The sequence below is a fragment of the Neobacillus sp. DZ-9 genome, from assembly GCF_059587065.1.
Window position 1 is genome coordinate 1 of the sequence record NZ_JCAIOL010000012.1, and the last position, 24,512, is coordinate 24,512.

The window sequence follows — 24,512 nt, forward strand, 5'->3', positions numbered from 1 at the left end:
TTAGGCACGCCGCCAGCGTTCGTCCTGAGCCAGGATCAAACTCTCCAAGAAAGTTGATTAGCTCATAAAATAAAACGTTGGCTCGTTTCAAAAAGAAACGAATATTATTGTTTGTTGACGTTTTTGTTTGTTTAGTTTTCAAAGAGCAATTTTTTTCGAGACAGAATATTAATATATCATCTCGTCCAGGTCGTGTCAATCTTTTTTTAAAAAACTTTTTCAATCAACTCAGCGACAGTTATTAATAATATATTAAAATATTAATCTAGTCAAGAGTTTTTTTGAATCCTGAAATAAGAAACAATCACTCTAGGCGCTTCCCTCTCAGGAATTACTATATTACTATCATGCAACGATAATGTCAACAATAGTTTTTAAATTTATGTTTACTTTGTCTTAATCTATCAAAGCCGCTAAAAACCCAGTAGCCAATTAAAAAGCACCTGACCACCATTAAGGATTCAGGCACTACTTTTAATAATCAAGTTTGATTTTCAAGAATGTCCTTTATTTTCTTGAGATCTTTGTTGTTTGCACTTTTCATCATGGTAGACATGAAGGGGGCAGCTATTTTTGAAAATCCAGTTGGATTTCCTTTATTCCTTAATTTCATTAAAGTACTGTTGTCAGAAAGAGCTTCCCATGTATATGTGGTCTCCATTGGAAAAGGACCATTCGCTGTTCTCATTACAAGCTTCTTCCCTGGTGTATACTCAGAGATTTCATAAACATAAGCTAGTTCACGTCCAAGAAATTGAGCTTTAAAGGCAACTTTCGAACCAACTTTCAAGGGCTGTGGAGTTTGCCACTCCGCTGATTGAATATTTACATACCATTCTGGTGCATTGTCCGGATTCGCTGCGTATGCTGATACTTGATCAACTGGACGCTTAATTTTTATCTCTGTAAAAACATCTACCAAGCATGTTCCCTCCAAGTGCCTCTTATTATTTTTCACAATATTTTTTAAGCAAGGTGCCAAGCAGGTATTTCCAACCCTCTGCATGGTCTTGTTCACATCTATCTCTAAGAACCCAGTATTGATGTGCACCTCTTGCTCAATACGAAAAGCATTACTTAGTTCTTCATATTAAACACATTGGGTCAAGTCGCAAATCAGATAGCTTTATCATACATTAATTTACCCAATTATTATTTTGAATCACTTTGAAACCTGGATGGCTTGCATAAGTTCGGCCTCCTGAAAATATGATTAAAATAAGAATCTTCAATAAAGGGGTTGTTCGAATGATCATTTTTAATAAAATCGCTTTATTTTTTGTAGTTCTATATTCAGTATTCATTATTATCAATACTTATTTAGGAGAAACCGAACGGATCCAATCAAATGTTTTTTACCTCTTTATGAATGGATTTGCCTACATTGTCTCAGCTTTAGAACTTGAAAAAGAAAAGCAGAAATTTGAAGTGAATTTGCTTTAGTTTCTATTGATAGCTACCTCTATAAACGAAATGAAAAAACTAATCAAACGTTTGATTAGTTTTTTCAGATTTCGGCATTATTACCCTGCAGCCCATTTCAATTCGTCATTCGAAGTGTTTTGTTTCGAATAAAGCTCTTCATAATAACCATTCCGCTTTAACAAGCTTGGGTGGCTGCCACTCTCCACAATTACTCCGTTTTTCACTACAAAAATCATATCCGCATTCAAAATCGTTGAAAGTCTGTGAGCAATCATGATAATAGTTTTATCACGATTAAATTGATTAATAGATTCCTGGACAAGCTTTTCACTCTCATTATCCAGGGCACTAGTGGCTTCGTCTAAAATAATCAAAGACGGATTTTTCAAAAATCCCCTGGCAAGGGCGACCCGTTGCTTTTGTCCGCCACAATCTGTGACGGGCACTATAGGATGTTCATTGAGAATAATTATTTTTGAGATGCTGTATTCCCCATTGCAATAGAAATTCTATTCCAACTGTTGATTTGATTGATTATTAGAACAAGGTCAACATATTGTCTCTCGTCATAATGTACTCGTACTCGTTGATAAAGCTCATCTGGCACACGTTTTGTCGGGATTAAAGTCACGTACTCTGTCAATTCAAGAGCTACTTTTTCTGCATCTGTGTAAAATGTACACTCTCTCCAAGCACTAATACAATATAAACGTTGTTCCGTTTCTCCCATTTTTCGGGCATCTGCCGTGTGCATGTTCAAACAATACGCACAACCATTTATTTGAGATGCCCGAATTTTTATAAGTTCACGAAGTTTCCGGTCTATACCTGTTGTTTTCGTATACTTCTCCATTTCCACCATTATTTTAAGTGCTTCTGGTGCTACTTTATAATAATCAATTCGTTGTTCCAATTTAATTACCTCCTTAAAATATGCCTATAATTAAAGACAAACTTAATCGTCGATTAATATAGTCTATAATATATATTATAATTATTTTTGTCAATTGATCATTTATTTGACTAGAACTCGAAATACTCCTAAGATACAATTTAATAATCCTTAATTAAATGTAGGTGAGTTTATATGCAGTATAGCGTTGGAGTTGAATATGCTTTACATTGTCTGGTTTATTTAATTGATGTTCCTTCCAAGGAAAGTGTTGGGATAAAGGATTTGGCAGAGTTCCAAGGACTTTCTGAGACATTTCTCTCAAAAGTTTTCGGTAAATTATCTAAGGCTGGTATTGTAAGTTCTGTTCCCGGTGTAAAGGGAGGATATAGGTTATCTAAGTCCCCAGAAGATATTTCCTTTTGGGATGTAGTTGAAGCAGTTGAAGGTCCTAAGCCAATTTTTCAATGTAAAAATATTAAAGATAATGGTTATTTGTATAGAGAAAGCTGCTGTTCAGCTCCCACCTTTTGTACCATCAATTTAGTTATGCTTTCTGGGGAAGAAAAAATGCGTGATTATTTACGTAGTAAAACACTTTCATGGTTAAATGAAGAGCTCGACCGTGTATTACCTAAACAAATACGTGAAGATACTCGGAAATATTTTTCGAAGAGCAACATATAAAACAAACCTCTCCTAAAATTCCTAAATAAGGCATTTAGAGAGGTTTTTCTTAGTTCAAGGAAATGTTCTTTCACTTTTCTATTGATAATTACAACCACTCCTTAACTCCCTCGAGTGAAAAATTCTGGTACTTGTTTAGCATCATTCGCGATTACCGAAAACACCTCAAATGGCCCTGAATAATCTAATACGTCTACATCATCATATAATACGATGCCTACATTCCACTGCATTTTCATTTCATCCACCTCTATTTTTTTATTTCAATTACAAACGGGAAGGCTCTTACTTTTCCATTTTGCTTGAACTCTGCCCAAACCTTGTAGATACCAGGCTTTTCAAACTGTGTTTCAAAAATTGGTTCCTTATCATTAGATGGATGAACATGGAGAAACTTTTTACCATATTCATCAAGAATCACAACATGCCCCATTGCTCCTAAATATGGAGTCAAATTTGTTTGATCTAAGTCGAAGGATAATGTTACGGGTTCTCCTGCCTTAAAGGAATTCATGCTTAATGTTACCGTTTCACCATCTAGCGTTTTGCTAAAATTAGTGTCAGGTACTAGCTCATGACCGTGTTCTAGAGCGCTCGGATTGCCCACGATAAATGGAACCGGCTCTACCTCATATGCTAGATTCTTTGGTTTAATATCGATATAAGCTTTGTAAAATCCTTCAGGGAGATTACTTTCAATTGTAAATTCGCCTTTTCCAGTTCGTTCTGGGTGTAGGTGGTAATACTTCTGCAAATGTTCATCTACGATAATAAGATGCAAAATCTTCTCATGATTTACTTCTAATTCATCAACCGGGCTTCCAGCTTTATCTTTTAAGAAAATCTTGATATTTCCTGGATTGTTTTGCACAAATGCATTGACTTCGCTGCCTTGCTGATGCGCATTACCTTCATGTGCATGGCTGCTTCCATTTTCATCGCCGTTATGATTTCCATTCTCTTCTCCCCCGGTACCATGCCCTGCCGTCTGAGCCATTGATCCGTGACTGTCTGCCTCGGCAGCCATTCCTTTATCATCTGCAATCCATTTATCATAAGCACCGAATCCAAGCACGACTAAAGTAACGTAAAGAATTCCTGCAATTGCCCATTTTCTCATCCTTTTCACTCCTAAAGGTTTTCACCTGTATTAGATGATTACATTGTACGTCGATTCTATTCCGTTCAAACCGCAGATATTTTGAGTGAAACCGCAGAATTTTGTGGTAGTGCCGCACAAGTTTTGCTAAATATTTTTTGACTTAAAAACTTACTAACATATAGTTGGGTTCATGATTTCCCAAAGGCCAACGGGATAAAGACCGGCTCCGCTCTTTTTCTGGTCTGTCAGGCTTAATGAACCGCTCTTTTTTTAACTTGACGGTCACTCTGAACTTTTCTTAGTGACCGCGGCGCTTCTATTTTACCCTTGACGGGCACTCTGAACCTCTCCAGTGACCGTGGGTGGCGCTTTCTTTTCACCTTTGACGGGCACTCTGACCCCCTCAGAGTGACTGCTGCGCTTCTTTTTCATCCTTGTCGGGCACTCTGAACCTCTCACAGTGACCGTGGCACTCGCTTTTTACCCTTGACGGGCACTCTGAACCTCTCATAGTGATCGCGGCACTCGCTTTTTACCCTTGTCGGGCACTCTGAACCTCTCACAGTGATCGCGGCGCTTTCTTTTCACCTTTGACGGGCACTCTGACCCCCTCAGAGTGACTGCTGCGCTTCTTTTTCATCCTTGATGGGCACTCTGAACCTCTCACAGTGACCGTGGCACTCGCTTTTTACCCTTGACGGGCACTCTGAAACTTCTCAGAGTAGCACCCCCAGCAATTTGCACCTCGAATCAAAAAAAAGACCGGTACATGTACCGGTCTCACCTAATGTAAATCCTCTGCTGGCAGAATCCCCAGGCTTTTCGCTTTTTTGATGGCTTCCACCCGTGAATTCACATTTAGTTTTTGAAAAAGTTCTGTCAGACTATATTCCAATGACCGCTGGCTGATCAGCAATGTCTTGGAAATTTCTTTATTGCTATGCCCCTTCGCCAATTCGCGCAGGAGTTTTTCTTCTTTTTTGCCGATGGTGGTCTTTTCATTTGTGTTCTCGCCTTGAACCACAATTTCTTGGCGTCTCAATTGTTTCAGCAGCTGCATCGGGATGATAGCCTCTTTCCTTGCAGCACTTCTTATCGCCTGAACCAATTGCTCGCGAGTGGAGGTTTTTGAAATAAAGCCAGAGACACCTGAATCCATGAGCAAATTAAAATGCGGCGCAATATCGAATCCTGAATAAATCAGAATGATGGCGTCCGGGACATCGGCGAGCACCTTTCGTGCCAAATCAGCTCCATTTATATTCGGCATATATAAATCAAAAAGAATCACATCAAAATTCTTAAGACGTACCAGGTCCGAAACCAGATAGACATCTGTCTCAATCGTGACATTCATATCCGGCTCTGCTTCAATTAACATTTTGGTTCCTTCGACAACCGATCTATGATCATCAACTAATAATATTTCCATAGTAATCACCTTTTTGCTGCATAGTTGTTGGGATATTAATATCTACTTGAAAACCTTGTTGAGGAGCAGAATATAGTTCTACTTTCCCTTCTAAACTAAGAACCCTGTTTTTAATTCCTGCAATTCCCATATGTTTAAATGAACCTCCATAACCAGATAAATCCATTCCTACCCCATTATCAGCATAAGAAAAATGAATCGTATCCTTATTACTGGTTAATTTCATCGTTACATTTGTCGCCCTTGAATGCTTATTCGCATTATTTAACAGCTCTTGTACAATCCGATACAACCCCAATATCTGATCTTCCGTCAGCGGATTTTGTAGGTCCGTTGCTGAAAAATCAATTTCATAATTCGAAAACATCCGTGCATAGGAAAATAGGCTTTTTAACGATGCTACCAGTCCCATTTTTAGGAGAAACGGAGGCCGCAATTCATTGCAGGTAATGCGGATTTGATGGATCGCATCCAGCAGCCCCTCTTCAATTTGCATCAATTCATCCTTTGTTTCATTATGAAAAGAAGAAGACGATCGCAATGATTCCAGCTTGCGGTACCAGATAATCAAATCCTGCAGAACAGAATCATGCAAGTCGCTCGAAAGGGATGCCCGTTCCTTTTCCGATAATCTATACAAAAGTTTTAGCATCCATTTTGGAGTTATGTTATAGGTGACCATGTCCTCTAGACGTTTCATCAGATCTTCAGTCCGCTGCAAATTATCATAAAGGATGGTGACATAATGAACGGCTGTTTCAAGCCACTCTTCCTCCATCTTTAGCAATGGCTGCTTGATACCTATCCTTAAATAAATCCATTGCTCCTTTTCGGTAATCTTGACCCATTTTTCATTCTTGCTATTGAGAACTTCTTGATGGTCTCTAGGTACTTCTTCAATGGATACTTCGGTAACTGGAAGTACCTGCTTTACTTCATCTATTAGTCGATTCTCAAGATCTGTTACTTTCATGACGTTGGCAAGGTCGTTAGAAAAACGGTTGATGCTTTCTGTCAGCGACTTATATCTTTCTTCACTTTGGATTAACTCCTGCTCTTCCTTTTTGCGCTCGGTAATGTCTTTTACGATGCCATGTACACCATTGAGTTGACCGGAAAGGAAGATAGGAACAAAGGTAATATTAACAATACGCTGCTCTCTTTGCCCTGACCGAAGGATCCGACATTCGACGTCCTTTGGTTCCCTCTTTTTCATGACCTCTGAAAGAACTTGATAAACATCGATATGGTCCTCATCATATATCAACCCGAGAAAACACCGGTCAGTAAGTTTATCAAAATCGATACCTGAAATTTTTTCAAATGATCGATTAGCATTGACAAAATCTCCATTTAAATCAATGGAAAAAACCCCATCCAAATTATTCTCAAATAAGGACTTATATCGCTGCTCGCTCTCTTCTAATGCCAACTCAGACCGTTTTTTCTCGGTAATATCCAGGCTTATGCCATCAAGACGTTCAATCTCGCCCATATTATTCATATAAGGTTGGATGATCATTTGATTCCACCTTGTTTCTCCTTCTCCATGGATGAATCGGATTTGACTATTGACCGCCATTCCTTGATCTAGATTATCCTTCGCTTCTCCCATGAGCATCTCATTATCATCCGGATGGATATGATCATGCATACGTATTGGACTATTAATTATCTCATGCCTTGGGATGCCTACTAATTTTTCAATGCTTCCTGAACAAAAGGTTAAGCGGGAAAAATCCTTATCCGTTGACCAAACTGCCGCGTTTACACTTTCCAAAATATTCTCGAGTAATTGCTCCGTCTTTTTTCGCTCCGTTATATCTCTTACGACGGCTACAACATATTTCACATTCCCAAAACTATCGAAAACAGGCTTCACCTTTGTCTCAACATAAACGGTTGTACCGTGTGAGTGCAGCAAACGGTATTCCAAATCCATTGGCATTTTAGTTTGAATCACTTGAACGTGTAAGGAGCGGACTCGGTCTCGGTCCTCTGGGTGAATAATTTCGAAGGCATCCATTCCCTCATATTTTTGAACGGTAAAACCTGAAATTTGTTGAATGGATGGTGATACATAACGAACAATTGCTTGATTATCAACAAGAACTATACCGTCCGATGTGTGATCAGCAACAATTTTATACCTTATCTCTTCCTTAAGAAGATCCGATTCATTTTTCATTCACTCTCCCCCTCTTTCTCCCCGTTTCTTTTCTTTAGTAATCATTATAATAGAAGAAAAATATCGAAAACACGCAAAATTATGGGGAAGGAACGCAATTTATTAAAAGAACCTGCTAAATAAAGAAATTTTATAAGGGGATACTAATGTCATTCAATGGGAAATGGGAGGATATCAACTTGCGAAGCAATGAAAATACATTATCCATTTTCGCCTTGGGCGGCATCAATGAAATCGGAAAAAACATGTACGTGGTGCAATATGATGACGATATTATTGTCGTCGACTGCGGCGGTAAATTTCCAGATGAGAGTTTGTTAGGGATTGATTTGATCATCCCTGATATGACTTATTTAGATGAGAATCAGGAAAAAATAAAAGCTTTACTTGTGACCCATGGGCACGAAGATCATATCGGCGGGATTCCTTATTTTTTAAAAAAATTAAATGTACCCATTTATGCAACCCAATTTACTTTGGGGTTAATCGAATTAAAAGTGGACGAGCATCGCCTTAAAGGGGATACCAAATTGATTCCAATTGACTCGGAGTCCAGGCTTGAGCTTGGCCAGATAGGTGTTTCCTTTTTCCGTGTCAGTCACAGTATTCCTGACTGTCTGGGCATTGTTTTTCATACACCTGAAGGAAACGTTGTCCATACCGGGGATTTCAAATTTGATTTAACACCAGCTAATAACCAATTTTCCGATATCCATAAAATGGCCGATATCGGCAGCAAAGGTGTAATAGCTTTAATTTCGGAAAGCACCAATGCCGAACGAACTGGACTATCCCCATCAGAACAAATGGTAGGCCACCATATGGAAGAGGCATTTATGGATGCGACAGGAAAAATATTAGTATCGACCTTTGCATCTAATGTGAATCGAATTCAGCAAGTCGTGGAGGCAGCTATCAAGACAAACCGAAAGCTGGCTCTTTTAGGCCGGAGCATGGTGAATGTGGTTTCTGTCGCAATTGAACGGGGTTATCTTGATGTGCCGGAGGGAATGTTGATTGAGGCAATGGAAGTAGATAAACTGGCTCCTGAAAAGGTCGCGATTCTCTGTACCGGAAGTCAGGGGGAACCAATGGCCGCCCTTGCCCGCCTAGCCAGCGGCAACTATCGTGATGTAGCTATTTACCCTGGAGATACGGTTATTTTAGCAGCCTCTCCTATTCCCGGAAATGAAAAGGATGTTTCAAAGATCATCGACAACTTATTTCAACTGGGGGCAAAAGTGATTTATGGATCTGGCAGTACAACCGGAATGCATGTTTCCGGACATGGCTATCAAGAGGACTTGAAGCTGATGCTTACCTTCATGAAACCAACCTATTTTATTCCGATCCATGGTGAGTATCGAATGCTGCACCATCACCGTCTTCTCGCTGAAGCGATTGGGGTGGAGAAAGGAAATACCTTCATTATTAAAAATGGAGATGTCGTCGATATTGAAAACGGGGTGGCCAGGCAAACTAGGAGAATACCTGCGGGAGATACGTATGTAGACGGAATGGGTGTCGGTGATATTGGGGAGATTGTGCTGCGCGACCGAAGACAGCTTTCTGAGGACGGAATGCTAGTCATTGTAGTAACAATCAGCAAAACAGACCGAAAAATTATATCAGGTCCGGATACGATTACCCGAGGCTTTGTCTATGCAAGAAATTCCGACGATCTCCTGAAAGAAGTGAATCGTCTTGTGAAGAAAACCGTCACCGACCTGCAGGAAGAAAACAGACATCAATGGAATGTAATGAAACAAAGCATCAAAAAATCTGTCGGGCAATATTTATTCACCCAAACAAAACGTAAACCAATGATCCTTCCCGTTATTATCGAAATCTAGATACGACGGTGTCAGGCACCCTCCGTGGACAAATGTCCACGGAGGGTGCCTGACACTTTTTTTAATTCCAAATTAGTTGACCTAACTAATGATTCGAAGTATAATCTAAACATAAGTTTAAAAAATAAACAAAAGTTTAGAGCGCATTTCGGCGCATTAAAACAACCATCATAAGGGGGAACATAAATTGAAGAAACGTAAAATTGGAATGGCATTATCACTTGTTCTTGCTGCAGGTACGCTTTTAGGTGCTTGTGGAAAAAGTAATGATAAAAATGGTAACGGAGCCGATAATGAAAAAACCTTCTCTGTCGGAATGGTGACAGATATCGGCGGTGTTGATGACAAATCATTTAACCAATCTTCTTGGGAAGGTCTTAAAAATTTTGGTAAAGAAAATGGCTTGAAAAAAGGTAAAGGCGGCTATGATTACCTTCAATCCAAATCAGATGCCGATTATACAACAAACTTAAATACACTTGTCCGTCAAGGATTTGATTTAGTTTATGCGATCGGATTCTTAATGCCATCAGCAGTTGAGGAAATTGCTAAACAACAAAAAGATTCTAAATTTGCGATTGTCGATGCGGAAGTAAAGCTGCCAAACGTTGCAAGTATTCTATTTAAAGAGCAAGAAGCCGGATTCCTTGCGGGAATAGCAGCGGCTAAAACAACAAAATCCAATCATATCGGTTTTATTGGCGGGATGGAGATTCCTGTTATCGAGCGTTTCGAAATTGGTTTCTTAGCCGGAGTGAAAGTTGCTAAACCAGAGGTAAAAGTCGATGTTCAATATGCAGGAGCGTTTGACAAGGCCGAGGTTGGTCAAGCGATCGCTTCTAAAATGTATTCTTCGGGAGCGGATGTAATCTTCCACGCAGCAGGAGCATCCGGTGTCGGTCTATTCAAAGAAGCAAATGACCGAAAGAAAAAAGATCCGAGTAAAGACATTTGGGCCATTGGTGTAGACCGAGATCAATCAGATATGGGTCAGGATGTTGTCCTTACATCCGCTTTAAAACGTGTGGATGTAGCAGTTAAAGATCTTGCAACCAAAACAAAAGCTGGCAATTTCCCTGGCGGAGAAGTCACGTTATACGGTTTAACAGAAGATGGCGTAGGCTTAGCACCAATCAATGCAAAAGCTGCTAATAAAGCTGAAATTGAAGCTGCAGTTAAAGAATGGATTGAAAAGATTAAATCTGGTGCCGTAAAAGTTCCTGAAACACGTGAAGAATTAAAAACCTTTAGTGCAAAGTAATAACGTATGTATAAGATAAATGGGGTGAGTTTTATGCCTGAAAGTATGACAGAGAAAGAGCAAACGATTCTGGATTTAATACGCAAGAACCCCTATGTTTCACAGCAAGAGCTTGCCCAAATATTAGGCCTATCCCGGCCTTCTATTGCCAATATTATTTCTGGTTTAATTAAGAAAGGAAATATTTTAGGCAGAGCTTATATTTTAAATGAATCACAGCACGTTATTTGTATCGGCGGGGCTAATATTGACCGTAAATTACACGTCAAAGAAAAAGCCCAGTTAGGTACGTCCAATCCGATTTATGCCACTCACAATGCAGGCGGAGTTGCACGGAATATCGCTGAAAACCTAGGACGGCTTGGGCTTGAGGTGTCACTTATCTCTACGAGCGGCGCCGATAAAGACTGGTCATTCATCGAAGAAACATCGTCACTATACATGAACTTAGAAACAGTGGCCCAATTCCCTGAAAAATCAACTGGTTCTTACACGGCAGTTTTGGATTCCTCTGGTGAATTAATTATTGCGTTAGCGGATATGGAAGTGTATGAGGCAATTACACCTGACCTGCTTGTTAAGCAGGATGTATTACTGAGCAGAGCAAAATGTATTATGGCCGATTTAAACTGTCCGAAAGAAACTCTTCAATTCTTGTGTCATTTCGCCAAAAGCCATGACCTGCCGATTGTTTTAATACCTGTTTCATCACCAAAGATTAATCGATTACCAGACGACTTAGACGGTGTTACCTGGCTTATCACAAACCGTGATGAATCTGAAGCTTACTTCCAAACGGAAATCAAAAATGAGGAAGATTGGAAAAACACTTTAGAAAAATGGCTGTCACTTGGGATAGCCAATGTGGTCATTACCAACGGTAAACAAGGCTCCATGATCGGCAACAAAACAGAAGGGGTTTTTCATGTTCCTTCTATTGAAACGAAGGAAATTGTCGACGTAACAGGTGCAGGTGACGCTTTTTCCTCAGCAGTTATTTACTCCTGGTTAGAAGGCAAATCCTTAATTGAAATTGCCAAAGCTGGAAGCATTAATGCATCGAAAACACTGCAATCATCTTATACAGTCAGACAGGATTTATCTGCAGAAAAACTACAAAAAGACATGGAGGAATAATCATGAAACAATATATTACATTATCAGAAGAAGTACGTACTGCCAAGGAACAAGGAAAACCAATCGTTGCCTTAGAATCTACGATCATCTCTCACGGTATGCCCTATCCACAGAATGTTCAAACTGCCCGTGAAGTGGAACAAATTGTCCGTGATCATGGAGCGGTACCAGCTACTATTGCCATTATAGATGGAAAAATTAAAATTGGCTTATCCGATGAAGAGCTTGAAATGTTCGGGAAAAGTTCAGATGTTGCCAAAGCATCACGACGTGATTTAGCCTATTTAATCGCTACAAAAAAACTTGGCGCTACAACGGTTGCCGCTACCATGATTTGCGCAGAAGCTGCAGGAATTAATATCTTCGTCACTGGCGGTATTGGCGGAGCACACCGCGGCGCTGAGACCACTATGGATATCTCTGCAGACCTTGAGGAACTTGGACAAACAAATGTAGCCGTTATTTGTGCGGGTGCCAAATCAATTCTAGATTTAGGATTAACCATGGAGTATCTTGAAACAAAAGGTGTACCTGTTATTGGCTATCAAACCGATGTACTCCCTGCTTTCTATACACGTAAAAGTGAATTCCCGCTAAACTTACGTGCTGATGTTGTAGAAACAATCGCTTCAACACTAAAAGTAAAATGGGATTTAAACCTAAAGGGCGGAGCGGTTATTGCCAATCCAATTCCAGAAGAATTCGCTATGGATGATAAAGTCATTAATGGCGTCATCGAAGCTGCTTTAAAGGAAGCAGAAGAAAAACACATCACTGGTAAAGATGTAACACCATTCTTACTAGGTAAAGTCAAAGAATTAACCGAAGGCAAAAGCCTTGATGCCAATATTGCTTTAGTAAAAAACAATGCCGTTGTTGGAGCGAAATTAGCAGTTAGTTTCAATGCAATGAAATAATTTATTTTGGGGAGCGGATAGCTCCCCATTTTTTATAGATACTTTCTGAGCTTTTCCTTTGTTTCTTGGTCAGCAAAGGATGCTTCAACACTGTTGATGTAGATTTGTTTATATTCCTCGTAACTAGCCTTAAATTCTTCGAATATGATGCTGCATTCATTCGCCATCGTTGTATCGGATACGGTTCTGTTGTCTGTATTTACGGTGACTCTGATTCCATCCTTGTGGAAATCATAGATGGGATGATCGCTAAATTGACTCACTGCTTTTGTTTGGACATTGCTTGTCGGGCACATTTCCAGTACCACTTGTTTTTCCTTTACGACGTTATATGCCTCCTCACAGTCTCTGATAAAAACCCCATGGCCGATTCTTTCAGCACCCAAAAGCTCAACAGCTTCCAGGACATTTTCGCCGATTCCCGTTTCACCTGCATGAATGGTGACTCTGTAGCCATATTCTTTGGCAAGGGCGATTGGTTCCACGAATTTTCTAGAGAAACCGGCCTCTTCAGAAGCACATAAATCGATAGCCACAACCCCTTTACCTAGGAATCTCTTTCCTTTTTCAACAACCTCAAAAGCACTTTCCGGAGACATCGTTCGCATACATGACAAGATTAGGTTTCCTTTTATATCGAATTGAGCTTCAGCATCCTTCATACCCTCCAACACACTTTGGATGATTTCTTCAACCTCTAATCCCTTTTTTGTATGAAGTAAGGGAGCAAACCGAACCTCCATGTATTTCACATTTTCCTTGGCTGCATCTTCATACAGCTCAAACGTTATTCTTTTTAGATTTTCTTTCGACTGCATCACGAGGTTGGGTATTGCAAATTTCTCCAAATACTCGTCGAGTGATTCACAGTCTAACGGTGCAATGAGATCCGTTTGGAGCTCTTCTATATCAAAGGAAGGCAATATAATCCCCTCTTTTTTGGCAATATCAATAATCGTTGCTGGTCTAAGACTGCCATCTAAATGGCAGTGAAGTTCTATTTTAGGTAGCTTTTCAAAGTTCATGGTGTACCTCCTTAAAATTTTTTAAAATAAAAAAAAATTCCTGATTACGAAGAAAATACAGTTACGTGTACCTTCTTCGTAATCAGGAATTATTGGCTCCTGGTAGAAACCTCCAAACCATATTATTGGAGTTATACGAAATTTTTTGTTCCTATCAATTTTATAAAAGGATAATAGAATTTATTTTTATTGTCAAGCACCTCACTCAAACAAGTAATGTTTACCAGAGCATTCTGCTATAATTTTTATAACAATCTCTAAGAATAAGAAAGGCTGTCTTTATGAAAAAAATAATACTCTCTATCGGATTGGTAATTTGTATTATCCTTTTATTATTTGGAACCTATAAATTAATGAATTCCCGAACATTCCAGCTTTTCGGCGGTTTAACCAATCAAGTGGACACCAATCAAAAGGTGGTTGCCTTAACCTTTGATGATGGACCAACCAAAAATGTCGAGCAAATCCTTCCACTACTTAATCAATATCATGCGAAAGCTACTTTTTTTCTAATTGGCGGCGAGATCAAAAAATTTCCTGAAGAGGCAGCAAAAATCGTAAAAGCAGGCCACCAGGTTGGCAATCATACCTATTCCCATAATCGAATGGTGTTCAAATCCCCTTCCTATATCAAAGAGGAAATTGAAAAATCTGATGATTTAATTCGGGAGGCTGGATTCAAGGGTGAAATCGATTTTCGACCCCCTAATGGAAAAAAGCTGCTAGGATTGCCCTACTACCTCAATAAGCACAATCAGGATACGATCACTTGGAATCTTGAGCCAGATACCTACTACACCACTGCCTCTGATAAAGTGAAGTATGTAGCCGATCATATCAAACCGGGTTCGATTATTCTGATGCATCCCATGTATGATCGCACTGACAATGAGCTAGAGGCCATTGAAGGGATATTAAAAACCCTTTCGGACGAAGGATATAGGTTTGTAACCGTTAATGAACTTCAAGCAATGGGAAGTAACTGAGTATAATAAGGTGATGAAATGACAAACATTAGAGATTTGGCAAAAATGGCTGGTGTATCGGTAACGACGGTGTCCCGTGTGCTAAATAATCACCCATATGTAAGCGAGGAGAAAAGAATCGCAGTTTTGGAGGCCATCAAGCAAAGTAACTATCAGCAAAACATTAATGCTGTCCATTTAAGCATGGGAAAAACGTTTCTTATTGGTGTCGTTGTTCCTTTCATTGAACATCATTATTTTGCCTTATTAATTAAAGGGATCGCTAGTGAAGCCTTGGAAAACAACTACAAGCTGGTATTAATTCAAACTAACTATTTGAAGGATAGAGAACTGGATGCCATGCAAATGTTGAAACAAAAGCAGATTGATGCGTTAATTATCTGTTCGAGAGAATGTGAATGGTCGACCATCGAAGAATATTTGCCCTACGGACCCATTGTCTTGTGTGAAGATACAAGAGACAAAAAGGTGTCCTCAACCTTTGTCGATCACTATAAAAGCTTCATGTTTGCGTTAGAATACTTACATGGTAAAGGTCATCGAAGCATCGGCTACTGCATTGGCCGCCGCACCGGAACAAATAGCAGATTCAGAGAAGCGGCTTTTAAGGATTTTCATGTGAACCATCACATTCCTTATGACCCTTCTTATATTTTTGCGGATTGTCTTTTCTTTGAAGATGGCGAGAAAGTTATTGAACGGATGGCGCAGATTCCGAATCCTCCCACTGCCTTATTGGTGACCAACGATGATGTTGCAGCAGGGATCATCTTGTCTGCACAGAAACGAAGCCTTTCGGTACCGGGCGATCTCGCCATAATTGGCTTCAATAACCAGCCGATTGCAAAAATGATGAATATCTCGACGATTGAAATTCCTCTGCTGGAAATCGGGAGAAAACTATTTCACCAAGGTATGAACGATAGCAGTGAAATTATCCACCAAGAAATACCTGTTACGCTAATTGAACGGAAAACGGTTTAGACTTGAGGCTGGTAATGCTTCAAGTCTATTTTTTATCGCAAAAATCTTTCCAAAAAACGCTTGACCTGAAACGCGTTTCATAAAATATGCTAATTTTGTAAGATTTACAACACCAGGCTGGCGTGATCAGATTCTTCCCGAGCGTAACGGCGGTGTTGTATTTTTCCCGGAGGTGTATGAAATGCAAAAACCAATTGTGTTTTTTGATATTGATGGAACATTATTAACTGAAGAAAAAACCATTCCCGATACTACAAAGAAAGCTGTTCGCTTGCTTCAGGAAAAAGGAATTCATACCGTTATTGCCACTGGCCGTGTGCCAAAGATGTTTTACTGGATTCAAAAAGAATTAAATATTGATTCCTATGTATCTATGAATGGGCAATATGTAGTCTTTGAAGGGAAGGAAATTTACGCAAACCCCATTGATCCAGAGAAGCTGCAATCACTTACAACCATGACCGCTAGTAACGGCCATGCCTTAGCCTACTGCAGCCACAACGATTTTAAAGTAAGCGAAAAAAATCATCCGTTAATCGAGTCTGGCTTCGACGCTTTGATGATGGCCTATCCTGAAGTGGACACCGAGTTCTATAAACATTCCTCCATTTATCAAGGACATCTTTACTGCGAAGGTAAGGATGAAAAATTGTATTTTGATAACTTCCCTGACCTTAGTTTTGTAAAGTGGCATGATAGTGCTTACGATATTCTCCCAAAAGGGGCATCAAAAGCAGTCGGCATCCGAAAAATGCTTGAAGTATTGGATATGAAGATGGAAAACAGTTTTGCTTTTGGAGATGGGTTGAACGATTTGGAGATGCTGACAGAGGTCGGAACGGGAATCGCAATGGGTAATGCCGTGCCTGAAGCAAAGGCTGTCGCAGATGTCATCACCACTTCCTCCTCTAATAATGGAATTCTCAATGGTCTCATTCATGTAGGATTATTGGAAAAAGATCTTGTTTTATAAAATAAATAAGGGTACCACTCAGTTAAAGTCGGTACCCATTTCATTATTTTGCTCCAATTTCCCGTCGCACGACTGGCACTACTTTTGTGGCCAAAAGCTCGATGCCTTTCGCCACTTTCTCAAAAGGAAGAGCGCCTATATCCATCTGGGCGATAAACCGTTTATGTCCAAATAACTCATATTGTCTGAGGACTTTTTCAATAATCTGCTGCGGACTTCCCACAAACAATGCGGTTTCGGGACTGGCCAGTTGCTCAAAATCAGCTCTCGACATGCTGGCGTCCCTGCCCAGTTGAAAATTGAAGTATTCCCAGTAGTTAGCGTAATAAGGAAAAAATTCTTCTTTCGCCTTTTGAGTTGTTTCCGCTATATAGGTATGACCTGTCACACCAACCTTTAACAACTCAGGAGCATGACCTGCTTTTCCTGCGGCCTGCCGGTATGCATCGACTAAAGGCTTAAACTGAATTGGATCACCGCTGAGGATTGCTAATGCTAAGCCCGTTCCTAATCTTCCAGCCCTTGCAGCACTTTCAGGAGTCCCGCCAACTCCAACCCATAATGGGATATTTTTTTGAGCTGGCCGGGGGGCAATTTCGGCATTATACAATGGTGACCGAAAACGTCCCTTCCATGTAACCCTTTCGTTTGCATTCAACTCTTGAAACAACTTAATGTTTTCTTCAAACAAATCATCATAATTTTCAAGGTCATATCCGAAAAGTGGGAAGGACTCAACAAAAGCCCCACGCCCGGCCATAATTTCTGCCCTCCCATTAGACAAGAGATCGAGTGTCGCAAAATCTTCGAATAAACGAACGGGATCTACTGTACTTAATACTGTTGTCGTACTTATCAGTCTTATTCTTTTTGTCACTTGAGAAATAGCAGATAAGACCACCGGCGGTGCTGATACTGCATAGTCTAACCGGTGATGTTCTCCAACACCGAATAAGTCGAGACCTGCCTGATCAGCGATTTTTGCTGCTTCAATTATTTCTTGGAGACGCTTTCCAGCACTGATTGTTTTACCTGTAAGTGGGTCAGGACCTAAATCAGCTAATGTATAAATGCCAAATTCCATTCCAGAATGGTCGTTCTGTTGTTTTACGTCCATCATTTGTTTTCCCCCAACGTATGTTAAATCACTAATCGAATTTGGTTTCCGGATGGATCACTTGTTACATAATAGTCAGCTTCTTTAGTGATTTGGGCACCTATATGCTTCAATTGGTTTATGATGCCCTCTCTAGTATATTCGTCCGGAAAAACAAGTGTGTACCAATTTAAACCGACACTGTTTTTCGGCGGAGTCTCTACACCAACCCCCTGCCACGTATTGATGGCTATATGGTGATGGTAGCCGCCTGTAGAAAGGAAAGCCGCTTGTGGGTAGTAGCTTACAGTCTTAAACCCAAGCCCTTTTGTATAAAATTCTTCTGCCTTTTGCAAATCACCTACATGGAGGTGGATATGCCCCATTAGCGTGCCAGCCGGCAAGCCCTTCCACTCGGCATTGCTTTCTGCCAGGATTCCTTCTCCATCAAGTTCTTCTGTTGCCATTGAGACGAATCCGTTGTTCCACGTCCACTCTGATGAAGGGCGGTCTCGGTATACTTCAATCCCATTTCCATCCGGATCATTAAGATACAACGCTTCACTGACATAATGATCTGCCGCCCCTAACGGATAGCCGGTTTGAAGCAGATGCCGCAAGAAGACGGATAAGTCTGAGCGGGTAGGCAGTAAAATTGCAAAATGATACAGCCCTGAGGTACGGCCTGTTTTTGGAATGACATCTGCAGGCTGCTCAAGCGTCACTAATGGTGTTTTCCCGTCCGTGGTTAAGACTGCTTTACGATCCGTTTTCTCCAAAACTTGAAAACCAATAATATTTTGGTAAAAATTTAGCGAGTAATCTAAATTTTTCACCTTAATATTGACCTCGCCAACATATATATTTGGTGATTGATGGAATTTCTCCATAATCGTCACACCTCTCTCATTATTCTTATCCATATGGTTACTTTTTCAATTCCTACTTTATTCAGTAATAGTCCTGTATTTACATCTTTCATTATATCTTCAATTTATCTCAAATTCAAATATTTAAAATTCGAGATTTATCTTTATTTTTAACAAAATTCCTACTATTTAAAAAATATAGTAATATAAAATGTATAGAGAAAATATGGGGGAATGACATTGAAAAAACGAAAACTGTCTTTCATTATACTTGGTGGTCTTATTTTATTATTCTTAATTGTAACCGGTTTCAATACTTTCAATGTACGATCGAAACAACCTTCGCCACATCCTGCAAAAGTGACGATAAACCAAGATGAAGCGGTTCAACATTTATCCAAAGCGATTACATATAAAACCGTCTCCTACCAAGACCGGAGTAAATTTGATTTTAAGGAATTCGATAAGTTTATTACTTTTTTGGAAGAAAGTTTTCCAGAGATCCATCAGAAGCTTTCGTTTGAAAAAGTAAATGGCTATGCCCTAGTCTATAAATGGAAAGGTTCCAATGCTAATAAGAACCCTATCGGCCTGACGAGCCATTATGATGTTGTCCCTGTATTAAAAGGAACGGAAGCCAATTGGGAGCAGGATCCCTTCAGCGGTGCCGTGGTAGAAGGCCGAATTTGGGGACGGGGAACCTTAGATGACAAAATTGGCGTCATTGGCATTTTGCAAGCTGTTGATTATCTATTAAAAGAAGGCTATGAGCCAGACCGGGATATGTATTTTATGTTTGGCTTTGACGAAGAAATCGGCGGTGACGAAGGGGCAAGTAAAATCGTCGATACTCTTAAGGCGAGAGGAATAACATTTGAATATGTGTTAGACGAAGGCGGAGCGATTGTTGAAAACATGGTGCCAGGTGTGACTCTGCCAGTTGGTGTTGTCGGTATTTCTGAGAAGGGATCAGCGACGGCGGAATTATCGATTGAAGGCAGCGGCGGCCACTCCTCCCAGCCAAAGGATCACACCAATATTGGAAGAATAGCCAGTGCGATTGCTAAATTAGAGGATACCCAGTTTAAAGGCGACCTTAGAGGCCCTGGGAAAGACATGTTTGAATTCGTTGCTCCTGAAATGAGCTTCGGAATGAAATATGTGTTTGCCAACAAAGCGATTTTTGAACCGGTTATTGAAAAAATTTTACTAGGTCAACCCGCATCTGCCGCTTTAATTCGAACTACAATCGCGCCAACGATTTTTCAAGCTGGCGAGCAATACAATGCCTTGCCTGAAAAGGCCTCTGCCATCATTAATCTTCGGCTAATGCCAGGGGATTCTTTGGAAGAAGTAAAACGATTCATTAAAGATACGATTGAAGATAAAGATATAAAGGTGACAGTGACTGGGAGCGAAGCTTCAAAGGTATCCTCGGTTAACAGCTGGCAATTCAAGTCGATTCAGCAGGCGGCTAGAAATGTTTATAGCAATGCTGTTGTTGCACCCTATTTAATGTTTGCCGGCTCTGATGCACGGCAATATGATCCTGTCTCCAAGAATACCTACCGGTTCCTCCCTGTGCAGATCACCTCCGAGGATCTTAATCGGATGCATGGAACGAATGAACATGTTACTATTGAAAATTACATTAACGCGATTAAGTTTTATGTGGAAGTGATTAGGGAATCTAATAAACGACAATCTGTAAAGTAATTTTTGTTATCGAGGACACAAGGCTTTTGTTTACAGCTGGCCCGTGTCCTCTATCGCTTTTATTGCAGACTCTGCTTTTCCCTTTTTGGGGTCCCGTGTCCCCTATCGCCCGCGCTTAAGCGCCTGCTGGGTCTCCCCTGACCCGTACTCCCGCAGGAGTCTCGCGCCTTCCGCTCCAATCAACAGGGCCAAAAAAATCAACAGGGACCTTAAACACAGCCTATAGAAAAAACAGACGGGTACACCCCGTCCACTCTAAAAACGAGTCTTATCCTTCTTTTTTCACTGATGTTAAATCAGGCTTTTTCTCTTCTTCTTTTTCCTCACTCGAAACTAATTCCTTTGTTGCCTTTTTAAATTCTGATAAAGTCCGGCCAAAGGCACGGCCGACTTCCGGCAGCTTCGAAGGTCCGAAAATAATGAGTGCAATCACAAGTATAAGGATTAATCCTGGAATACCAATATTAGAAAACATAAAAGACAACTCCTTCATTAATGATTTGGAACTTTAGCTCCTTTTTTCTCTAACTGCTTTGATGGGCACGGCTATCCCCTCTCAGAATCAATTTTTAATATGGGTTTCATTATAGAGGGGGAATTTTAAGCACATGTAAAGATTTGTAAAGAAAGGGATCTTTACCATTTCTAAAATTAGGTATTTTTTAACAGGGCAAAAATTTATGAAACTTGATTAAGCTGGTTTTTATGTAATTCTATTACTCTGTACATAATGCTAAATTCCTAGTTTTCTTTATAATATCTTCATAAAAGTTGACAAAACATTTTGATCTGTCTTTCTATACATAGACTTTACACTCTCTTAACACTAGGTTAAGAAAAAATCCATCATTCCCTAATAAAATGGAATTATAAAACTCATTGGAGGGATTGGATGAAGATTACCGTTGCTGGAGCAGGATATGTAGGACTTGTCACAAGTGCTGGTTTAGCTGATATAGGACATAACGTAACATGCATAGACATTGAAAAAGACAAAATTGACATGCTTCAAAACGGCCGTTCTCCGATTTATGAGCCTGGACTAGAGTCACTCATTGAAAAAAATCTACTTAACGGGCAGCTGCAATTTACCATGAACCCCGAGCACGCCTATTCAGGAGCTGATATCATTTTCATTGCGGTCGGTACTCCTGAACAACCGGATGGTTCAGTAGATTTAAAATACATCCATGTGGTTTCACATACCATTGCTCATTATATCGATAAGGATGTAATTGTATGTACAAAAAGCACAGTCCCGGTTGGAACTAATGAGTTAATTAAACAGATTATTCAAAGCCGAAAGTCTTCTGCTATTAAGGTCGGGGTGGTCGCGGCTCCTGAGTTTCTTCGAGAAGGATCTGCTGTCCTTGATTTTTTCCAAGGAGACCGGATCGTGATTGGTGCTGATGATCCTTATGCTGCATCGATTATTGAGCAAATTTATCTGCCATTGAAGATTCCCATAATGAAAACAGACATAAAAAGTGCAGAAATGATTAAGTATGCTTCTAATGCCTTTTTAGCTACAAAAATAAGCTTTATCAATGAAATTGCCAATCTTTGTGATAAAGTTGGGGCCGATATCAAGGAAGTGGCATTTGGAATTGGTCAAGATAAACGGATCGGCCATGATTTTCTTAAGGCCGGCATTGGGTATGGCGGTTCTTGCTTTCCAAAAGATACAAGAGCACTTGTCCAGCTTGCGGGAAATGCCAAGCACCAATTCGAATTGCTCGAGGCTGTCATAAAAGTAAATAACCGTCAGCAAACCCTTCCGGTTTTAAAAGCGAAGGAAATGCTTGGTTCGTTAAAAAATAAAAAAGTAGCTGTACTAGGCTTAGCATTTAAACCTGATACCGATGATGTTCGGGAAGCTGCTTCGTTGAAAATTATTAAAGAACTTCTTCAGGAAGGCGCGCATGTTAGAGCTTATGATCCGATTGCCATCCCGAATGCTAAAAAGGTTTTAGGGGATAGCATCGAATATGCCTACAATATTCACTACGCTCTTTATGAAGCCGACATAGCTATCATTGCGACAGAGTGGGAACAAATAAAGCATGTCCGGCTGAGTATGTTTCAAACTTATATGAAAGAACCTATTGTTATTGACGGAAGAAATTGTTACTCACTCGAGGAAATACAAAAGCATCCGATTACGTATCTCTCGATTGGTAGACCTGATGTTTATAGAGATAGACCAAAAGATGCGTTACGTATTATTAATTTTTAAGGGGAAGTGGCGATGATGAGATGGATCAATGTGTTTTATGGCTTCGACTGCCGTGTGTTTCAAACGGTGAATCGGCATTTTGATAAAAAGCTGTTAAATCTATTTTTCCGTGTGGTTACACATTTTGGCGGAGCGGATATTACCATCGCTGCAGCCTTCGTTCTCCTTTTCATCTCGCCAGGGGAAACTAGATTGATTGCCCTTGCCAGCGCTCTTGCTTTATCGGCCAGCCATATTCCCGTACAGCTTGCTAAGCGGCTGCTGCCAAGAAAAAGACCCTATTTGATAATAGAAGAAACAAAGTTCCCAGCCAATCCATTAAAGGATCATTCTTTCCCTTCGGGACATACAACGGCGTTTTTTGCCGTTGTGACCCCTTATATATTATTCCTGCCGCAGCTTTCTTTTTTTCTCATCCCCCTAGGGCTGTGTGTTGGAATATCAAGAATTTACTTAGGTCTTCACTATCCTTCTGACGTTCTTGCTGGCGGTATTCTTGGAATGGGTACGGGAATTTTATGCTTCTGTTTATTATGGTTGTGAGAGATTCGGTGAGGAGGGATTTTATGAAGATTGCTATTTTCACTGATACCTTTTATCCCGATGTCAACGGGGTTGCCAGGACGCTTAAGCGGCTGACGGATTATTTTGAAACGAAGAGTATTACTTTTAAAATCTTTGCACCTGATTCGAACGGCAGGGAGTATGTCTCTGACAATATTCATCGCTTAAGGAGCCTCTCTTTTTTCCTTTATCCTGAATGCCGTTTGGCTTTTCCAAATCCTTTTTCCCTCAAATCAGAATTACAACGTTTTTCACCCGATTTAATTCATGTGGCTACTCCGTTTAGTGCCGGGCTCTGTGGAATTTATTATGCCAAAAAATTAAACATCCCCCTCGTTGGTTCCTATCACACCAATTTCGATGATTATTTGAAATATTATGACCTGCAATTTCTAACCACAATCGTCTGGAAATATATGCATTGGTTTCATCGAACATGTGAAAAGCTTTTCGTACCCTCTAGTGAAACCTTAAGGCAGCTAATGCAACGTGGATTTTCAAACTTAGAAATTTGGCCGCGCGGCGTGGATTGCCAGCTTTTCCATCCTCATTATAATAAAACTTCAGTTTATGAGCGATACGGCCTAGATCAAAAATATCTGCTGACGTTTGTTGGCAGATTGGCCCCTGAAAAAGATATCGAAACACTTCTCGCTATTGCAAAATCCATTCCTAAAGATATAAATGAAAAAATACATTGGCTTATCGTCGGAGACGGCCCGTTACGTAAGGAGTTGGAGGCTCTTCAAACAGCTACCAACATGACGTTTACCGGATATCTAAGCGGAAATCGATTAGCTGAAGTCTACTCAGCTTCCGATTTATTTGTGTTTCCCTCCCCTACTGAAACCTTCGGGAATGTTGTTCTTGAAGCCCTTGCAAGTGGAACCCCCGTAATCGGGGCGAATGCTGGAGGTGTGAAGAACATTATTCAATCTGGGGTTACTGGCCATTTATGTCCAGCGGGGAATGTGGAGGAATTCAAAAATTCCATTATCCATCTTTTAATAAATTTCGAGCTAAGGAAACAAATGGGAATTGCAGGAAGAAAATACGCACTAACACAAAAATGGGATCAAATATTCGAAAACCTCACCATGCACTACACCCAAACACTTAACGAACATAACCACCAAAAATATGCTTGAAAAATGAGTAATGGTGTCAGG

23 protein-coding genes, 1 pseudogene and 1 riboswitch are annotated in these 24,512 nt (G+C 40.1%); of the genes and pseudogenes, 13 read left to right on the forward strand and 11 right to left on the reverse strand.

Features of this window, described 5'->3' with window-relative positions; all coding sequences use genetic code 11:
* Window positions 1-481: 481 nt before the first annotated feature.
* Window positions 482-922: an SRPBCC family protein gene (locus AC59HZ_RS25705; RefSeq protein ID WP_496548607.1), complete on the reverse strand. Its 441-nt coding sequence runs from the start codon at window positions 920-922 to the stop codon at window positions 482-484.
* A gap of 287 nt (window positions 923-1,209) precedes the next feature.
* On the opposite strand from AC59HZ_RS25705, the gene AC59HZ_RS25710 reads away from it, so the two are divergent.
* Window positions 1,210-1,443 carry a hypothetical protein gene (locus AC59HZ_RS25710; protein WP_496548608.1) on the forward strand — a complete coding sequence of 78 codons (234 nt, stop codon included), beginning with the start codon at window positions 1,210-1,212 and terminating at the stop codon, window positions 1,441-1,443.
* 80 nt (window positions 1,444-1,523) lie between these two features.
* Here the strand turns inward: AC59HZ_RS25710 and AC59HZ_RS25715 are convergent, their stop codons facing one another.
* Together AC59HZ_RS25715 and AC59HZ_RS25720 are read right to left on the reverse strand one after the other, a co-directional pair.
* On the reverse strand, window positions 1,524-1,871 hold the full coding sequence (locus AC59HZ_RS25715; RefSeq protein WP_496548609.1) for an ATP-binding cassette domain-containing protein: 348 nt from the start codon (window positions 1,869-1,871) through the stop codon (window positions 1,524-1,526).
* 23 nt (window positions 1,872-1,894) lie between these two features.
* Window positions 1,895-2,338 (reverse strand): carboxymuconolactone decarboxylase family protein, encoded by a 444-nt coding sequence (locus tag AC59HZ_RS25720; protein ID WP_496548610.1) that lies wholly within the window; start codon window positions 2,336-2,338, stop codon window positions 1,895-1,897.
* A 174-nt stretch (window positions 2,339-2,512) separates the two neighbouring features.
* Here AC59HZ_RS25720 and AC59HZ_RS25725 point away from each other — a divergent pair, with 174 nt between their 5' ends.
* The gene (locus AC59HZ_RS25725; RefSeq protein WP_496548611.1) at window positions 2,513-3,004 is read left to right on the forward strand and encodes an RrF2 family transcriptional regulator; all 492 of its coding nucleotides are present in this window, start codon (window positions 2,513-2,515) and stop codon (window positions 3,002-3,004) included.
* 152 nt (window positions 3,005-3,156) lie between these two features.
* On the opposite strand, the pseudogene AC59HZ_RS25730 reads toward AC59HZ_RS25725, so the two are convergent.
* The 4 genes and pseudogenes from AC59HZ_RS25730 to AC59HZ_RS25745 form a co-directional block, all read right to left on the reverse strand.
* Window positions 3,157-3,243 (reverse strand): annotated as a pseudogene (locus AC59HZ_RS25730) (DJ-1/PfpI family protein); the annotation flags it as partial.
* 11 nt (window positions 3,244-3,254) lie between these two features.
* Complete coding sequence (locus AC59HZ_RS25735; protein ID WP_496548612.1) at window positions 3,255-4,124, reverse strand: DUF8832 domain-containing protein; 870 nt, start codon at window positions 4,122-4,124, stop codon at window positions 3,255-3,257.
* A 766-nt stretch (window positions 4,125-4,890) separates the two neighbouring features.
* On the reverse strand, window positions 4,891-5,538 hold the full coding sequence (locus AC59HZ_RS25740) for a response regulator transcription factor (protein WP_496548613.1): 648 nt from the start codon (window positions 5,536-5,538) through the stop codon (window positions 4,891-4,893).
* Window positions 5,519-7,726, reverse strand: a complete 2,208-nt coding sequence (locus tag AC59HZ_RS25745) for a sensor histidine kinase (RefSeq protein WP_496548614.1) — start codon at window positions 7,724-7,726, stop codon at window positions 5,519-5,521. Before AC59HZ_RS25745 ends, AC59HZ_RS25740 begins: the two co-directional genes overlap by 20 nt.
* A 146-nt stretch (window positions 7,727-7,872) precedes the next feature.
* Here AC59HZ_RS25745 and AC59HZ_RS25750 point away from each other — a divergent pair, with 146 nt between their 5' ends.
* The 4 genes from AC59HZ_RS25750 (at window position 7,873) to AC59HZ_RS25765 (ending at window position 12,894) form a co-directional block, all read left to right on the forward strand.
* Window positions 7,873-9,579 carry a ribonuclease J gene (locus AC59HZ_RS25750; RefSeq protein ID WP_496548615.1) on the forward strand — a complete coding sequence of 569 codons (1,707 nt, stop codon included), beginning with the start codon at window positions 7,873-7,875 and terminating at the stop codon, window positions 9,577-9,579.
* 187 nt (window positions 9,580-9,766) lie between these two features.
* Window positions 9,767-10,840, forward strand: coding sequence for a BMP family lipoprotein (locus AC59HZ_RS25755; protein ID WP_496548616.1), 1,074 nt, complete (start codon window positions 9,767-9,769; stop codon window positions 10,838-10,840).
* A 33-nt stretch (window positions 10,841-10,873) separates the two neighbouring features.
* Entirely contained in the window at window positions 10,874-11,977 is a 1,104-nt protein-coding gene (locus AC59HZ_RS25760) for a carbohydrate kinase (RefSeq protein ID WP_496548617.1), read from the forward strand.
* A gap of 2 nt (window positions 11,978-11,979) precedes the next feature.
* Window positions 11,980-12,894, forward strand: coding sequence for a pseudouridine-5'-phosphate glycosidase (locus AC59HZ_RS25765; RefSeq protein WP_496548618.1), 915 nt, complete (start codon window positions 11,980-11,982; stop codon window positions 12,892-12,894).
* Between the two features lie 32 nt (window positions 12,895-12,926).
* Here the strand turns inward: AC59HZ_RS25765 and add are convergent, their stop codons facing one another.
* A complete protein-coding gene (gene add / locus AC59HZ_RS25770) occupies window positions 12,927-13,919 on the reverse strand; it encodes an adenosine deaminase (RefSeq protein ID WP_496548619.1) in 993 nt (330 codons plus the stop codon).
* 59 nt (window positions 13,920-13,978) lie between these two features.
* Window positions 13,979-14,078, reverse strand: a riboswitch (purine riboswitch).
* Window positions 14,079-14,200: 122 nt separating this feature from the next.
* On the opposite strand from add, the gene AC59HZ_RS25775 reads away from it, so the two are divergent.
* From AC59HZ_RS25775 to AC59HZ_RS25785, 3 genes are all read left to right on the forward strand, one after another.
* The gene (locus AC59HZ_RS25775) at window positions 14,201-14,905 is read left to right on the forward strand and encodes a polysaccharide deacetylase family protein (protein ID WP_496548620.1); all 705 of its coding nucleotides are present in this window, start codon (window positions 14,201-14,203) and stop codon (window positions 14,903-14,905) included.
* Between the two features lie 18 nt (window positions 14,906-14,923).
* Window positions 14,924-15,889 (forward strand): LacI family DNA-binding transcriptional regulator, encoded by a 966-nt coding sequence (locus AC59HZ_RS25780; protein ID WP_496548621.1) that lies wholly within the window; start codon window positions 14,924-14,926, stop codon window positions 15,887-15,889.
* 181 nt (window positions 15,890-16,070) lie between these two features.
* Window positions 16,071-16,862 (forward strand): Cof-type HAD-IIB family hydrolase, encoded by a 792-nt coding sequence (locus tag AC59HZ_RS25785; protein WP_496548622.1) that lies wholly within the window; start codon window positions 16,071-16,073, stop codon window positions 16,860-16,862.
* A gap of 43 nt (window positions 16,863-16,905) precedes the next feature.
* On the opposite strand, the gene AC59HZ_RS25790 is transcribed toward AC59HZ_RS25785, so the two are convergent.
* Together AC59HZ_RS25790 and AC59HZ_RS25795 are read right to left on the reverse strand one after the other, a co-directional pair.
* Window positions 16,906-17,979, reverse strand: coding sequence for an LLM class flavin-dependent oxidoreductase (locus AC59HZ_RS25790; protein WP_496548733.1), 1,074 nt, complete (start codon window positions 17,977-17,979; stop codon window positions 16,906-16,908).
* 23 nt (window positions 17,980-18,002) lie between these two features.
* Window positions 18,003-18,848, reverse strand: coding sequence for a VOC family protein (locus AC59HZ_RS25795; RefSeq protein ID WP_496548623.1), 846 nt, complete (start codon window positions 18,846-18,848; stop codon window positions 18,003-18,005).
* 219 nt (window positions 18,849-19,067) lie between these two features.
* On the opposite strand from AC59HZ_RS25795, the gene AC59HZ_RS25800 reads away from it, so the two are divergent.
* Window positions 19,068-20,543 carry a M20 family peptidase gene (locus AC59HZ_RS25800; RefSeq protein ID WP_496548624.1) on the forward strand — a complete coding sequence of 492 codons (1,476 nt, stop codon included), beginning with the start codon at window positions 19,068-19,070 and terminating at the stop codon, window positions 20,541-20,543.
* Window positions 20,544-20,811: 268 nt separating this feature from the next.
* Here the strand turns inward: AC59HZ_RS25800 and tatA are convergent, their stop codons facing one another.
* The gene (gene tatA, locus AC59HZ_RS25805) at window positions 20,812-21,018 is read right to left on the reverse strand and encodes a twin-arginine translocase TatA/TatE family subunit (protein WP_496548625.1); all 207 of its coding nucleotides are present in this window, start codon (window positions 21,016-21,018) and stop codon (window positions 20,812-20,814) included.
* 417 nt (window positions 21,019-21,435) lie between these two features.
* Here tatA and AC59HZ_RS25810 point away from each other — a divergent pair, with 417 nt between their 5' ends.
* Genes AC59HZ_RS25810 through AC59HZ_RS25820 form a run of 3 tightly spaced genes read left to right on the forward strand, consistent with a single transcriptional unit; the run spans window position 21,436 to window position 24,491 of the window.
* Window positions 21,436-22,779 (forward strand): UDP-glucose dehydrogenase family protein, encoded by a 1,344-nt coding sequence (locus tag AC59HZ_RS25810; protein ID WP_496548626.1) that lies wholly within the window; start codon window positions 21,436-21,438, stop codon window positions 22,777-22,779.
* 12 nt (window positions 22,780-22,791) lie between these two features.
* Entirely contained in the window at window positions 22,792-23,322 is a 531-nt protein-coding gene (locus AC59HZ_RS25815; protein WP_496548627.1) for a phosphatase PAP2 family protein, read from the forward strand.
* Window positions 23,323-23,345: 23 nt separating this feature from the next.
* On the forward strand, window positions 23,346-24,491 hold the full coding sequence (locus AC59HZ_RS25820) for a glycosyltransferase family 4 protein (RefSeq protein WP_496548628.1): 1,146 nt from the start codon (window positions 23,346-23,348) through the stop codon (window positions 24,489-24,491).
* The last annotated feature ends 21 nt before the right edge of the window (window positions 24,492-24,512 follow it).